This is a genomic window from Paenibacillus sp. FSL F4-0236 (assembly GCF_038000135.1).
Classification (GTDB): domain Bacteria; phylum Bacillota; class Bacilli; order Paenibacillales; family Paenibacillaceae; genus Paenibacillus_AQ.
In genome coordinates, this window is sequence record NZ_JBBOBK010000002.1 from 97,227 (window position 1) to 111,642 (window position 14,416).

Below are 14,416 nucleotides of genomic sequence, written 5' to 3' on the forward strand. Positions count from 1 at the left end.
TTTTCTGTTTATCCGCGATAGCTGTCCTGCCATCTCAGCAGCCGACGTTCAATGTAGCGAACAATAGAATCACTCACCAGTCCTGCAATGGCAAAAATAATAATTCCCACGAACACCACAGGTGTATCCGCGAATTGACGCGCGTCCGACATCATATACCCAATGCCTGAAGTGGAAGCAATCAGCTCTGCGACTACCAGACCTAACCAAGAGAGCCCCAAGGAAAGGCGCACTCCGAGAATAATATTCGGCAATGCGGCTGGAAGTACTAGTCTTACAACCTGCTTTAACCGGCTGAATCCAAGCACTCGAGATACTTCGAACAGCTTGTTATCCACGCCGCGAATACCCATGAACGTATTAATATAAAGCGGAAAAAATGCTCCTTTAGCAATCAACAGCACTTTAGACTCCTCACCGATCCCGAACCATAAAATGAATAGCGGCACTACCGCCAAGCTTGGTATCATGCGAATCATTTGCAGGGATGGATCTAGCAATTTCTCTGATCTGCGGAACAGACCTACGAGAATGCCTAATAGCAGACCAAGTCCACCACCGAGCAGGAATCCGGAAAGAGCTCTGACCAAGCTGATCCTAAAGTTCGGCCATAAATCCCCTGAAGCAGCCAAAGTTACAAATGATTCTGCAATGGTATACGGCGTCGGGAACAGCATCTCTGAGATCATTCCATAGTGTCCAAGGGTCTGCCACAGAATCAGCACAGTGCCCGGCAGCAGAAGGCCCAGTCCAAATGTTGTTACCTTTCCGGGGCGTCCGGAAGTTCTTACGGCTATAGCCCGGTTTGTCATGCTCTGCACCCACCTTTTTTAGCTTTACAATCTCTTTAAATAACAAAAAGAGACCCTCGAATATTGAACACTTTCGGAGGTCTCCATTGGTATGGTCGACATATTTATATTCCTGCCCCGTCAATAAGCTCAAGCTCATCGACTTTTTCAAAATAATTCAGCACCTTCAGGCGTAGCTCTTGAAAGGAAGACGTTGTTTTTTTACGTGGATACGGCAAATCAACCGGGACAATCTTACGTATTTTCCCGGGACGAGGTTCTAAAATCACTACCCGATTACCTAGAAATACAGCCTCATCAATATCATGCGTTACAAAAATCATGGTTGTTTTGTTGGCCCGCCAAATGTCCAGTAACACCGTCTGCATATGCGCTCTAGTGAACGCATCCAGTGCACCAAACGGTTCATCCAGCAGCAGGATTTTGGGATTTCGCAGTAGCGCACGGGCTATCGCCACCCTCTGGGCCATCCCTCCCGATAACTCCCGGGGATAGGATTTCTCAAACCCATTTAACTTGACGAGATCAATTAACTCATCGACCTTGCGTCTAATTTCTTTGTTGCCTAGCGGCAAATCAGAAGCAATATTCTTCTCTACGGTGAGCCAAGGAAAGAGACGATGCTCTTGAAAAATAAATCCCTTATCGATTCCGGGACCCCCAATCTCCGTCCCTCCTAAGGTAACACTCCCCGTATATCCACTGTCCAAACCGGCCACGATGCGCAGCAGCGTGCTTTTGCCACAGCCACTGGGCCCGATGACCGTAATGAATTCACCCTCTTGCACATGGAGATCAACATTATACAGTGCCTGAACATGCCCTCCGGTAGTCTCAAAACGTTTATTTAGATTTGAAATCGACAGCAACGCTTCTCCCATCGTGACCCCTCCTTAAATTCTGTATACAAAAAAACAGAGGTATTGCGCTTTTACATTCGCAATACCTCTGTAGGAACAGTCGGTAATTTTTATTCAAAGTAAATCAATTGGAATTATAATATTTAAAATATCATCCATTTGAAAAGCTGTCAACAATAAAACTTTTTTCAGACACACTTGTTTACATCAGATACCTTAAATATAAATATATGCTTGAGATCACAATGGACAGCAGCATTAAAGGGAAACCCACCTTCAAATACTTCATGAATGTAATCGGATAACCCTCTTTTCCAGCTAGACCAGCAACAATCAGATTAGCACTGGCACCGATCAATGTACCATTGCCACCCAAGCAGGCACCCAAGGCTAGACTCCACCAGAGGGGCTCCAGATTGGTAATCCCCATCTGCCCCATCTCCTGTATCAAAGGAATCATCGTTGCTACAAAAGGAATATTATCAAGAAACGCAGAAGCAATTGCACTGACCCATAAGATCATCATCGAGCTCATGAGAACATCCCCACCCGTTAAATCAATCGCTTTGGCAGCCAGCTCCGCGATGACACCTGTCTCGACGAGTCCTGATACCAAAACAAACAGTCCGATAAAAAAGAAGATCGTAATCCATTCCACGCTGTGAAAAGCTTTTTCCAGCATGTGCTCTCCTCCTGTTAATAAGAGCAGTAAAAAAGCCCCTGCTAAGGCAACCGTCGCTGACTCCAAATGCAACGCCTGATGTAAAAAGAAACCCGTAATTGTAATTCCAAGTACAATCAAACATTTTCGCAGCAGCTTATGATCTGTAATCATTGCTTTCTCATCCATGTCCATGATGCTCTGCTGCAATTCCGGTGTAGATTTAATTTGCTTACTAAACATCAGTAGTAAAAGCGGGATATACGCTAACATAATGATGATAATCACGGGTGCCAGATTGTTGATAAAAGACATAAACGTTAGCTCTTTCACTGCACTGCCAATCATAATATTAGGCGGATCTCCGATCAATGTTGCCGTTCCGCCGACATTTGATGCAATAATTTGTGACATCAAAAAAGGCAGCGGATTTATGCGCAGTTGCCTTGTAATACTGAAGGTAACGGGTACCATTAGCAGCACTGTTGTAACATTGTCCAAGAAAGCTGAAGCGAGTGCAGTAATAACAAACAAGGCAATCAGTATCCGTCTAGGCTTTCCTTTCGCTAACTTAGCAGATTTCACAGCCGCATATTTAAAGAGTCCTGTCTCAGCAGTAATCCCTACAATCATCATCATGCCTACAAGTAATCCGATGGTATTAAAATCAATGTGATGTAGTGCCGTCTCCTGATCCACAATGCCCATCGCTACCATAACAATAGCGCCTAACATCGCTAAGATCGTACGGTGAATTTTCTCAGAAATAATCAGTCCATAAATCAGTAGAAAAATACCTATTGCCCAAATCGCTTGCTGTTCCATGATATCCCCCGGTCCTTCTATCTAATTTCATTAATGGTACAACCTACTCATTATATAACCTATTTATCATAAAATAGATTTGTATTTTTCGCACTGGAATTGTGGATTACTCCATAAAAAACGACTCTGCCGAGTATTTATCGGAGAGCCGTTTTTTTATGGAGTCGATTATTTCATTTTCAAAACCTGAGGCTCCTTAAAAGCGGTCAAAATACCTTTGCTCTGCACAATAATCATACCGCTTTCCAGCAAGGTTGGGCCGAACACTCTACCTGATGTTTTGAGCTGCACAACCGGTTTTGCGGAAATCAAATCTATCGCGATTAATTTGCCGTCAGTCTGGGCTACATACATGCCATGTCCGAGCAGATCGAAGCGGGCAATCGGATTGCTGATTCCACTGTACTGAACCGCTGATTTATTCGCCATTTTAACACCATAAATGCTCTGTTCGTTACTAAAAAGAATTCTTCCATCATAAGGACCAGCGGCGTAGGATAACTTAGCTCCGATGGATTCGTAAGAATAATTATCGCGTGTTACGGTAGCAGGATCAGCATTGACTGGATAGCTGTAGACACCTTTTTGTCCTGTTATAAAAATTCTGTCACCGTCACTCCAAGCAATGCCCCCCTTTGGTGCTTCGGGATCATTTGGGTCAATATTAGCAGGGTTATAAACTACCGTCTTCACTACTTTACCTGTCTTAACATCCAAACTGTCGAGTGTAGTAAGAGGAAGAGCGTCGAATAAGGTAGCCTTACGTTGTGTTATAAGCGTTCCATTAATCTCAGTAATCGGAAAATAATGATCCTTGTTATTCCAAAGCTCCTTACCCGTTGTTCGATCAAAGGCATGTAGAATGTCATACGTATACGCTCCGGATTCTGAGTTTTGAGCTAATATCAGGTTTCCCTCAACCATGAACGGTTCATACAGCTTTTCACCGAAATTATCACGCCACTGCAGTTTCCCATCCTTCAGATTGTAGGCTTGAATATCACCATTGGCAGCAAAAAGCTGATCTTTATCAATAACTAATTGGCTGATGCCTTTGCTGTTTGCCGATGAACTCCATTTATTTTTTCCGGTAGCCGCGTTAACTGCATAGATTGTGCCTGCTTCTGAAGTCACATAGGCCACTCCATCTTGGTAAAGTAACGGTGTCTTTAATTTGGAGCCATATTTCCACATTACTTTTCCCGTCTGAGCGTTAATGGCTAAAAGCTGACCCTTTTGTAGGATAAAAGCTTTGCCCGCACCGACTGCAACTACGCCCTTGCCCATAATGTAGTCCGTCGCTATATCTCCTAGCGTTGGCAAATCCATCGTAGTGGACCACTCAACCTTCGCAGCAGACAAATTTACATAATAATCATCTAAATTCGAGCCTATAAAGGAAGTGTGCGAATCAACCGCAGCAGCTTGTACCGGGTTTACCATAAGCAATACCCCTAAACCAATAATCACAGTACGAAGATATGACTTCAATAATGTTCCTCTCACCACCACACGCCTCCTCATATAAATGCTTCAATTGGATAGATTCTCAAAATAAAATATAATACTAATGACGAGCAGGATGTAAGAACATGGATTATTATTCCTCATTTTGACATCCTAAAGAGCAGAAATCAAAACATTTACTCATAAACTTACAATTTGTAAGTTATTGTGTTATAATAATCACATTCTTCTATAAACGAACAAGCTTTATCAAATATATGAATAACAAGGGGTTTGTAATCATGAGTAACGAGGTAACCACAGCACCAGCATCCGATTTTGAATTCGGTATCTACACCTTAGGAGACATTGTAGCTGATTGTCATACCGGGAATAAGATCAGCCCGAAACAACGACTCGACGAAGTTGTAGCTGCGGCCAAGCTGGCGGATGAGGCGGGGCTTGATGTATTCGGTGTAGGTGAGCATCATCGTCTTGATTTTGCGATTTCTTCGGTTCCAGTCGTGCTGGCAGCCATCTCCCAGGTTACCCGCAGAATCAAGTTGACGAGCGCCACTACTGTATTAAGCACCATTGATCCCGTGCGCGTATTCGAGGATTTCGCCACACTTGATTTACTATCAGATGGCCGTGCAGAGATTATTGCTGGACGTGGTGCTTTTGTGGAATCTTTTCCGCTCTTTGGGTACGAACTTGAAGACTATCATCGACTATTCGCCGAGAATATTAATCTGCTTCTCGAGCTTAATAAGCATGAAATTATGAACTGGGAGGGTTCCTTCCGCTCATCCTTGAAGGATTCTGAGATTGCACCACGCCCTCTTCAGCAAAGCCTTCCTGTATGGATAGGTGTAGGTGGTTCTCCTGAAAGCGCGGAAAAAGCTGGGGTACTCGGGACTGGAATGGCCATCGCCATTCTTAGCGGTAGTCCAGAACCTTTCCAAGAGCTTGCTGCAACTTATCGACGCGCTGGAATTCAGGCGGGTCATGCCCCTGAATCTTTAAAGATTGCGATTACTAGCCACGGCTACATTGCCGAAACTTCACAGCAAGCGCTCGATGAATATTACCCATACTACTATAGTTATCGTAATTCCATCAGCCCAAAACCTGGTCAAGAATACAATGTATCTCGTGACGACTTTGGGCAATATGTATCTGCTGATAACACGATGGCTGTAGGTAGCCCGCAGCAAATTATTGAAAAAATCCTCTATCAGCATGAGCTGTTCGGCCATAGCCGCTTTATGACTCAGCTCGACATCGGCGGCCTTCCTTACGCCAAGGTAGCCAAAGCTATTGAACTATTGGCAACTGAGGTCGCCCCTGTCGTACGACGTGAGATTGCCAAGAAGAATAGCCGATAGAACTGAGGGGCTGTACCAGTTAATAAAAAAGCACTTCTCCCGCTCGTGGAGAAGTGCTTTTTGTGCTGTTGCAACATTGTGTCTTGCTGTAAGAAGTGAACCGGATGCTCTGCTCAAGAATTAGGGAATATCTCCCTGAAAATCGGAGATTTCTACTCAATAGACTAACAATTAGGGAATACCTCCCTATAATTAACCTGATTCGGCGGTAAATATAGATATTCCCCCGATTTTTAGGGAGGAATTCCCTGATTTCACTCATTTAGAGTAATTATCAGCTATTTTCAGGGAGTTTTTCCCTAATTACTCTCAAAAAAAAGAAGCTGCCCCCTAAGTAGATTCACTACTTTTGAGACAGCACTTATGCTCATCACGCAAAGGATGGTTTATTGTTGTCTACCTTCCCGCTAATAAGCTTCTTATATTCATCGTCTCCACCATCTAAAGAAGGCGCAGTATAAATTTGAGCTGAAGCTGGTTGCTGAGCGGAATGGCTCGACCCTGTTTTGCTTGTGGTATTCTTATTATCTTCTGCACTCCTGCTTCCACCACTTGCAGAGCGGAGAACAGCACCCGATAAGTTGTTAATACCCTTTATTCGCTTCATGCTGAATCCTCCCCTACTAAATGATTGATGGTACGGAATAAATCCTGATTATTCGCAACTACCGCCTTAAGATCATCCGCAGATAATCCATCACTCCCTGAAAAGTGTACGGAAAGAACATACTTCTTACCTAGAGGATAGCATAGGATATATACCTCCGCAACTTCCGTGCGTTGAAAAAAAGTCCATTTGCTCGATAAAAATGCATCTACCACACTAGGCTGCTTCTCATTCCCTTTCGTAACAGTCAAGGAATAGGAGTGCCCACGTCCGACATTTCCTCCCACCTGAACAAGCTGTTCTTTCTCTTGAGCCTGCCAAATCGCAGCACCGATCACACGACAATGCTTCGGAGGTAAGAAAGAATTGCGGATCGCCTCACTGAGTGCGTGATACTTCTCTCCATCCTCAGAGATGGTCACATTACTATTATATTGCCAAAAAAAATGAAGGATACTTTCTTTGCGCCTTAATTCCATCTTTAGCTGCTCTAAATCTTTCACCGGGTCACGGAATTTTCCAAACCCCTGGACACTATCAATAATCTTACCACAGCTCACATCCACAGCAGCCGTAGGATTATCATGGTGCATCTCATACTCTAAAGCTGTAATTCCCGATAAATCGGACAACAGATGATATTCTTCAACATTCTGTCCAGGGATTAAATCGTCGCGGGCAGTCACCTGATCCGGCACTAAGCAAAAGACGCGATTACGCCGTAATCTGGCCCAAAACAATCCCATTTCAAACCCCGTATTATCACGAGTCACATAATAAAATTTACCGCGTATTTTGGCGACATCATCTGGCGAGAACACAAATACGGCAAAATCGCTCTCATCCAAATTTCTCTCCAGTGCCTCCATCGTGTATTCATTCGCTCGAAAGGCATTGGCATACCAAGGATGTACTTCAGCATCCCTCTTCAGCTGCTCATGAATCGCTCTTGCATAACGTATGGATTCTCTGGAAGATCCAATGAATAGCTTTGGTTTAGTCACGGCAGTGCTCCTTCATCCTTCCCAATATGTAATAATTATACAAGTCTTTAGACCACCGGAAAAGAGGCCAAGTTCTCATAAATTTCTCAAAAAATATTATTCTAAACCTCGTAAAGTGGGTAAAAAATTACGACTACTTTGAAAAAGCGAGGATACTATGAAAAAAATGATAGGTGTCACATTGCTTGCAGCAAGCCTTATGGGTATAACAGCGTCACAGCCTGCTGAAGCTAAAACGGCAGCAGTTAGTTATACCGCTCAGGTATACGCGAACTCTTTAAATGTACGCAGTGAGCCGGCAAAGAATGCAACTGTTGTAGGATCTATTAAGAACGGAGCAAAAGTAACTGTGACCGATGAACAACACGGGTGGTTGAAGGTTAAGACGGGGAACACCTCTGGCTGGGTAGCCGGCTATTACCTTAAAAAGGTGAACAATAGCTCCAAGCAATCTGGCGCTTCTGGATCATCGGTAGCTTCCAAACCCAGCACTACTTCTTCCACCTCAACCAGCGCCTTGAGTAGTACCACAAAGGTTACAGTTACGGCAGATTCACTACGCGTTCGAAGCGGTCCAGGCACACAATATAAGGTACTCGGTTCTTTAAAAGCTAAGGATACAGCTATCCTCCTCCTTCGTCAGAACGATTGGGCACGAATTCGAACAGCTAGCGGTGACATCGGTTGGGTCGCAGCACAATACATCCGATCTGGAACCACGCCAAGAAGCACAAGCACTACAAGCAGCATTTCGCACACAGGAAATTTACGAGGAAAATTAATCGTCGTAGATCCCGGTCATGGCGGCAGTGATCCGGGAATGCTCGGCACTACATATAACACCATGGAGAAGGATTTGAACCTGCAAACCGCACTTTATCTCCGCGATGCCCTTTTAGCTAAAGGTGCACGGGTTGAGATGACACGTACCCGGGAGGATCAGAAGCCTACGCTCGCACGGCGTGTTCAGATGAGTGAGGACCTGCGTGCAAATGCATTTGTAAGCATTCATTATAATTCCTCTCCGAAAAAAGTATCTGGGACACTAACCTTCTTTTACTCCGAGTCCGATGATCTAAAGCTGGCACGGGCGATTGAAACCCGGCTGGGACAAGGCATCGGTCTAAAGAGCAATGGGTTATCCTTTGGTGATTATCACATCCTAAGGGAGAATCGAATTCCAGCTACCTTAGTTGAACTCGGATTTCTTACCAACCCTACAGATGAGTCAATTGTCCGTAAATCCTCCTATCAGAAAAAAGCAGCCAAGGCTATCGCCGAAGGATTGGCAGACTACTTCAGAAACTAGACAGACCTATAAATAATCAGCAAAGAAGCAGGCTAGGAAATTCCCTAGCCTGCTTTAGTTTATATTTCATATTTAGCCTTCTATTAATCCCTTTTTGATCAGGAAATTACGAGCTACATCCTCTTCCTTGAGCGCATCCACATCAACTTCTGCGTTCAATTGCTGCATTTCTTCGTCACTGATTTGTCCGTTCAATTGATTTAAGACGCCTTTCAATTCAGGGTATTTATCTAACGTTTCCTGACGAATAATCGGTCCTGCATCATAAGGTGGGAAGAATTCCTTATCATCCTGCAGAATCACCAGATCATGTACTTTAATTTGTGCATCCGTCGCGTATGCATTGGTTACATCTGTTTCCCCATCGTCAATCGAACGGTACATGATACCATGGTCCATTCCTTTGCTCTGCTTGAAATCCATTCCGTAGAGTTTTTGGATACCGGGGTATCCGTCCTCACGATCCAAGAACTCGAACTCTACGCCAAGAACCATATTTCCAGATACTTTGGCCAAATCGCTGAAAGTCTTTAGATTGTACTTCTCAGCCGTTTCACGACTAACAGCTAAAGTATAGGTATTATTTATGCCGAATGGATCCAGAAAGGCCAGTCCATCTTTTTCAAGCAGTTCTCTGGTTTTTGCCAACGATTCCTCAGAGTTTCCCGTCTCCTCTTGATAGTAATTGGCTACAATGGTTCCGGTGTAATCCGGATATAGCTGGATATTATTATTCTCAAGCGCACTCCAAGCTACATTAGAGCCTCCCAAGTTCATCTGACGCTTCACTTTAATATCTGTTTTATCTTCTATCAAATCTGCCATCATATGAGCGAGTAGAACATTCTCCGTGAAGTTTTTGGAGCCAATCGTGATTTCTCCACTGTTACCCGCAGCAGCGTTATTATCCCCGCCACCACACCCAGCAAGTAACGTCCCCATTAATACTGTAGTTAGAACGCCTGTCATCAATTTTGGAATTTTCATATATAATCTCCCCTTTTATATTCTTTCAAGACTAGAGTTTTAGTTATACTTTCAATCCCTTTGGAGTCGTTAATCTTTCAAGCAATCCGAGTAGATAATCCAGCACGAGTGCAAGAATCGCGGCCGGAATAGCGCCAAGTAAGGTTAGAGCTTCGATGTTCCGTTGAATACCTAAGAAAATAAATTCACCCAATCCGCCAGCACCGATAAAGGCTGCCAGTGTTGCTGTCCCGACATTAATAACTGCAGCAGTACGGATCCCCGCCATAATTACACTTAAAGCTAAAGGGAGTTGAACCCTGAATAGAATTTGCCAGCTCTTCATTCCCATTCCCCGGGCCGCTTCCACTATAGACGGATCCACATCAGTAATTCCCGTGTAGGTGTTGCGGATGATTGGCAGCAGTGAATACAGAAACAAAGCTACAACTGCCGTCTTCATCCCTATGCCAAATAGAGGAATCATAAATCCGAGCATCGCCAGACTAGGTATTGTCTGAAGAATCCCCGCAGCACCAAGCGTAATCCCTTTCAGTGGTTTAACCCGTGTAATCATGATTCCAAGCGCAATGCCAACAATAATTGCAAATAACATGGACAAGAGCACAAGTTGCATATGCACTCCCATAGAATGAATCAAATCATCCCTACGTAAATCTAATTGATATATGAGTTGTTGCCATAACGATTGATCTCTCATACAGACACTTCCTCCTCTTTCGTGCCTCCCCATTGTGCTGCAAACGCCGTCAGAAGACTACCTCTTGTAACAATCCCGGCAATGTTCCCCTCAGCGGTTACAATCGGAATAATGCCGTATGGAGCTTCCGTAATCAATGATAATGCGTCTCTTGCTGTTGCTGTATCCTGCAGCACCACCCCAGGTGGTGTCATAATTTCCTCGATAGTAAGGCTTTGTTCCATTTTGGCGGTAACATCATAAGCGGAGACTATGCCAAGCAGCTTACCTTTCTCGTTTCCAACCAGTAATGTATCCATTTTGCGTTGACGCATAAAGGTAAGAGCTTTACCCAGCGTGCGCCCGGGAAGAGATGTAGATGGATTGTCACGCATAACTTCTGTTACGGGGATATACTCAGGGTTTTGGTAAATACGGTTTTTGCCGATAAATGATTCTACGAAATCATTAGCAGGCCGGCTGAGCAGCTCATAAGGTGTATCTAGTTGAACGATTTCACCATCTTTTAGAATAGCGATTTTATCTCCAAGCTTCAGTGCTTCATCCATATCATGTGTTACAAATACTATTGTCTTCTTCACTTCTTGTTGCATGCGCAGCAGTTCATCCTGCAGTTGCTCACGGGTAATAGGGTCCAAAGCACCAAACGGTTCATCCATCAATATAATCTCGGGATCAGCAGCCAATGCACGGGCTACACCTACACGCTGCTGCTGCCCACCTGATAATTGTTTCGGATAACGCTTGGCAAATATGGCCGGATCAAGTCCGACTAGGCGGAGCATTTCGAGCACCCGTTCTTTTTTCTTCTTCACATCCCAGCCCTTTAGGTCGGGAATCAAGCCTACATTATCTTCTATGGTGTAGTGCGGGAACAAACCAGCTTGTTGAATAACATAACCGATGTTCTTGCGGAGGGTTACGGGGTTCTCCTTGGTGATATCTTTGCCGTGGATATAAATATGGCCTGAAGTATGCGGAACAAGACGATTTATCATTTTCATCGTTGTTGTCTTTCCGCAACCGCTCGGACCGATCAATACTAGTATTTCTCCAGCTTCAATTTCAAAGCTAATATTCTTAACTGCTTCATAACCATTCGGGTATTTCTTACCTACTTTTTCAAATTTCAGCATAGGGTCTCTCCTTCTTATTTCTATCGTCAGATCATCTCACCGGGCGACTCTGTAAGTTAAACTATAACAAACAACTCCCCAACTGACAACCTACATTATTATAATAAGTTGTTTGTAAATAAATGTAATATTGTAATTATAAAAAAAGCTATCCAGTGATAAACCCCGCTGGATAGCCTTTTTTTGATCTATTATTATAAATGATTCTCTGCATTTTTATTAATAAATTGCTCTGTTCTTTGGTACATTTTCTCATCACCAACTGCTACAAGTACATCATTTTCTCTGAGTATGACATGTGGACCTGGGGAGATTGTTACGTTCGCACCCCGGCGAAGCGCTATAATCGTAGCACCTGTATTCTGCCAAAATTGTAATGCTCCAATGGTTTTGCCAACCACATGTGATTGTTCATGGATTGTAATTTCTTCCGGGTGGTACGGCTTTAAATTCTTCATCCGGTCTGATGCCTCGATAATTCCAGTTAGTACCCTCTCGAACTTGCCGTCGAGCTTCTTCTTTTCAAGCAACAATTGCTCTAGATCCTGTTTCAACGAATAAGCTGATTTCAGATAGTTATTCCTGGTAATATACTCATACGCCTTTTGATCAGAGATGACAATAATCTCTTTTCCTTGCGAAACAAACACTATATTCTCATCCTTCAATAATCCCATAGCCTTACGAATCGTTTCTGGAGAAACATGATATTGCCCTGCCAATAGAGAACGCCCGGATAGCTTACTCTGTACGGGAAATTCCCCGCTTACAATTCTTTGTGCAATATCAAGGGCTATAGACTTATAACCGGATATTTCTTGCATGGACATTGTCGATCTCCTTACTCTGGCGTGAATTATAAACATGCTCAAGTATACCTTTTTTCACTCACCAAATAAAGATGTCCTGCCTTATCCAAATATTTGATATACCAAAAATAAATTTAACGATACAACAAGACCAGAGATAAGCCAGCCGAGAGCCGCTGTCATCTTACGATTCACTAACCCGCCCATAATCTGACGATTGCTTGTAAACATAACCAGTGGTACCAGAGCAAAGGCAATCCCAAAGGACAAGATCACCTGGCTGATAACGAGTGCTTTCGTTGGATTTACACCAAAACCAATGATAGCCAAAGGTGGAATAATCGTAATCGCACGGCGTAAGTACAGGTTAATTCTTTTGTTGATGAAGCCTTGCATTACCACATCGCCAGCCATAGTTCCTACAGAAGAGCTCGATAGTCCTGCGATGAGTAGTCCTAAGCCAAAGGAGATGGCCGTTACGGGTCCAGCTAAGTGACTAAATTGCTGAAACGCAACATCCAAATCCTCAACCACGATACCATTTTTAAAAAATAATGCGGCTGAGACAATAACCATCGCCAGATTCACTGCCCCTGCAATAATCATCGCAATAATAATATCTATGAATTCCAGTTTAAAGATTTGTTTCTTCTCCGCTTCGTTTACTCCGACAATACGGTTCTGTGTAAGTGATGAATGTAGATAAATGGCATGTGGCATCACGGTTGCGCCTAGAATTCCTGCAGCCAAAAGAATGCTATCCACCCCTTCAAACTTAGGTGTGAACATGCCTACAGCAACAGCACCCATATCCGGTTTAGCTACAATTACTTGAAAAGCAAAAGCTAATACAACTATAAGAATCATTGCAGCAATTCCGGCCTCAAGGGAACGGTAACCCCGGCGCTGAAGCTCTAGGATAGCAAATGAACCGACCGCAGTAATGAGTGCTGCCGGCAGCATGGGAATATCAAATAATAGATAAAGCCCCAATGCCGCCCCGATAAACTCCGCCAGATCCGTAGCTATAATCACCAGTTCACTTTGAATCCATAAGAAGATCGATACACTCTTCGGAAAACGATCATGAGCGATCTCCGGCAGATTCTTTCCTGTAGCAATACCAAGCTTGGCAGATAACGCCTGAATAAGAACGGCCATTAAATTCGAGGCTACAATCACCCATAATAAAAGATAGCCGTATTTTGAACCTGCCGTAATGTTGGTGGCAAAATTACCCGGATCCAGATAAGCAACCGCAGCGATAAACGCTGGACCTAAGAAAGGAAGTAATCTTTTAATTCCTTTGGTCTCCCCATTAAGTACGGCTTGCGCCGAAATGGAGTTTTTATGTTGTCTCATATGCGGTTGTTCTATATGTGGTTTTTCTATTAAAGTTTGTTCCAACATGTCCATTCCTCCTCTTGCCCAAAAAAAGTTGTCTATATACACGAAAGTTTCCTTTGTGCAACTTATATTTAAAGTATATGCTCATTTCTGAAAAATGTAAATATGTTTCATTAGAAATTTTCATATGCTTGTCCACCTACGACCAAGAACAAAAAAAGCTGGACGATGATCAGAAATTACCCGATCTTCGCCCAGCTTAAGCCAATTAATCCGAAATGCTTATGGTGTGAGACTTTGAATATCTCTTCTCATTTGTTCATTCTGCATTTTCAGCTCATTCAATTCTTTCTGAAGCTCCTGATAATCAGGCGACGCTTGCTTTCTCGACCCATGCCCGTGCCCGTGTCCATGTTTCCCACCCAGTCCGAACATCATAAATAACATCATCAAAGGACAGATCAATGTGATTAACCAAGACCAATTCATAGCATTACCTCCTACAATTTCATTATGACCTCTATA

General features: G+C 43.4%; 14 protein-coding genes. 2 read left to right on the top strand and 12 right to left on the bottom strand.

The genetic code is table 11. The features are described 5' to 3' along the window. Window positions 1-8 precede the first annotated feature (8 nt). The 4 genes from NSQ29_RS30860 to NSQ29_RS30875 form a co-directional block, all read right to left on the bottom strand. Window positions 9-812, bottom strand: a complete 804-nt coding sequence (locus NSQ29_RS30860; RefSeq protein WP_339267262.1) for an ABC transporter permease — start codon at window positions 810-812, stop codon at window positions 9-11. Between the two features lie 104 nt (window positions 813-916). Next, window positions 917-1,693: an ABC transporter ATP-binding protein gene (locus NSQ29_RS30865; protein ID WP_042191938.1), complete on the bottom strand. Its 777-nt coding sequence runs from the start codon at window positions 1,691-1,693 to the stop codon at window positions 917-919. 181 nt (window positions 1,694-1,874) lie between these two features. Continuing rightward, entirely contained in the window at window positions 1,875-3,158 is a 1,284-nt protein-coding gene (locus tag NSQ29_RS30870; RefSeq protein ID WP_341126866.1) for an ArsB/NhaD family transporter, read from the bottom strand. Between the two features lie 168 nt (window positions 3,159-3,326). Continuing rightward, entirely contained in the window at window positions 3,327-4,664 is a 1,338-nt protein-coding gene (locus NSQ29_RS30875; protein WP_339243522.1) for a PQQ-binding-like beta-propeller repeat protein, read from the bottom strand. A 242-nt stretch (window positions 4,665-4,906) separates the two neighbouring features. On the opposite strand from NSQ29_RS30875, the gene NSQ29_RS30880 reads away from it, so the two are divergent. After that, a complete protein-coding gene (locus NSQ29_RS30880) occupies window positions 4,907-5,992 on the top strand; it encodes an LLM class flavin-dependent oxidoreductase (protein WP_042191944.1) in 1,086 nt (361 codons plus the stop codon). A gap of 370 nt (window positions 5,993-6,362) precedes the next feature. Here the strand turns inward: NSQ29_RS30880 and NSQ29_RS30885 are convergent, their stop codons facing one another. Together NSQ29_RS30885 and NSQ29_RS30890 are read right to left on the bottom strand one after the other, a co-directional pair. After that, the gene (locus NSQ29_RS30885; protein WP_076285512.1) at window positions 6,363-6,599 is read right to left on the bottom strand and encodes a hypothetical protein; all 237 of its coding nucleotides are present in this window, start codon (window positions 6,597-6,599) and stop codon (window positions 6,363-6,365) included. Further along, the gene (locus tag NSQ29_RS30890; protein ID WP_042191948.1) at window positions 6,596-7,603 is read right to left on the bottom strand and encodes a TIR domain-containing protein; all 1,008 of its coding nucleotides are present in this window, start codon (window positions 7,601-7,603) and stop codon (window positions 6,596-6,598) included. Before NSQ29_RS30890 ends, NSQ29_RS30885 begins: the two co-directional genes overlap by 4 nt. Before the next feature lie 157 nt (window positions 7,604-7,760). On the opposite strand from NSQ29_RS30890, the gene NSQ29_RS30895 reads away from it, so the two are divergent. Further along, the gene (locus tag NSQ29_RS30895) at window positions 7,761-8,912 is read left to right on the top strand and encodes an N-acetylmuramoyl-L-alanine amidase (protein ID WP_341126867.1); all 1,152 of its coding nucleotides are present in this window, start codon (window positions 7,761-7,763) and stop codon (window positions 8,910-8,912) included. A 72-nt stretch (window positions 8,913-8,984) separates the two neighbouring features. On the opposite strand, the gene NSQ29_RS30900 is transcribed toward NSQ29_RS30895, so the two are convergent. From NSQ29_RS30900 to NSQ29_RS30925, 6 genes are all read right to left on the bottom strand, one after another. Beyond that, the gene (locus NSQ29_RS30900) at window positions 8,985-9,899 is read right to left on the bottom strand and encodes a glycine betaine ABC transporter substrate-binding protein (protein ID WP_339267273.1); all 915 of its coding nucleotides are present in this window, start codon (window positions 9,897-9,899) and stop codon (window positions 8,985-8,987) included. 43 nt (window positions 9,900-9,942) lie between these two features. Then, entirely contained in the window at window positions 9,943-10,599 is a 657-nt protein-coding gene (locus tag NSQ29_RS30905; protein WP_042191953.1) for an ABC transporter permease, read from the bottom strand. Then, the gene (locus NSQ29_RS30910) at window positions 10,596-11,735 is read right to left on the bottom strand and encodes an ABC transporter ATP-binding protein (RefSeq protein ID WP_042191955.1); all 1,140 of its coding nucleotides are present in this window, start codon (window positions 11,733-11,735) and stop codon (window positions 10,596-10,598) included. Before NSQ29_RS30910 ends, NSQ29_RS30905 begins: the two co-directional genes overlap by 4 nt. A gap of 194 nt (window positions 11,736-11,929) precedes the next feature. After that, the gene (locus NSQ29_RS30915; protein ID WP_341126868.1) at window positions 11,930-12,565 is read right to left on the bottom strand and encodes a TrkA C-terminal domain-containing protein; all 636 of its coding nucleotides are present in this window, start codon (window positions 12,563-12,565) and stop codon (window positions 11,930-11,932) included. An 81-nt stretch (window positions 12,566-12,646) separates the two neighbouring features. After that, entirely contained in the window at window positions 12,647-13,906 is a 1,260-nt protein-coding gene (locus tag NSQ29_RS30920; RefSeq protein WP_042194556.1) for an Nramp family divalent metal transporter, read from the bottom strand. A 267-nt stretch (window positions 13,907-14,173) separates the two neighbouring features. Next, window positions 14,174-14,380 (bottom strand): DUF2933 domain-containing protein, encoded by a 207-nt coding sequence (locus NSQ29_RS30925; RefSeq protein ID WP_042191958.1) that lies wholly within the window; start codon window positions 14,378-14,380, stop codon window positions 14,174-14,176. Between the last annotated feature and the right edge of the window lie 36 nt (window positions 14,381-14,416).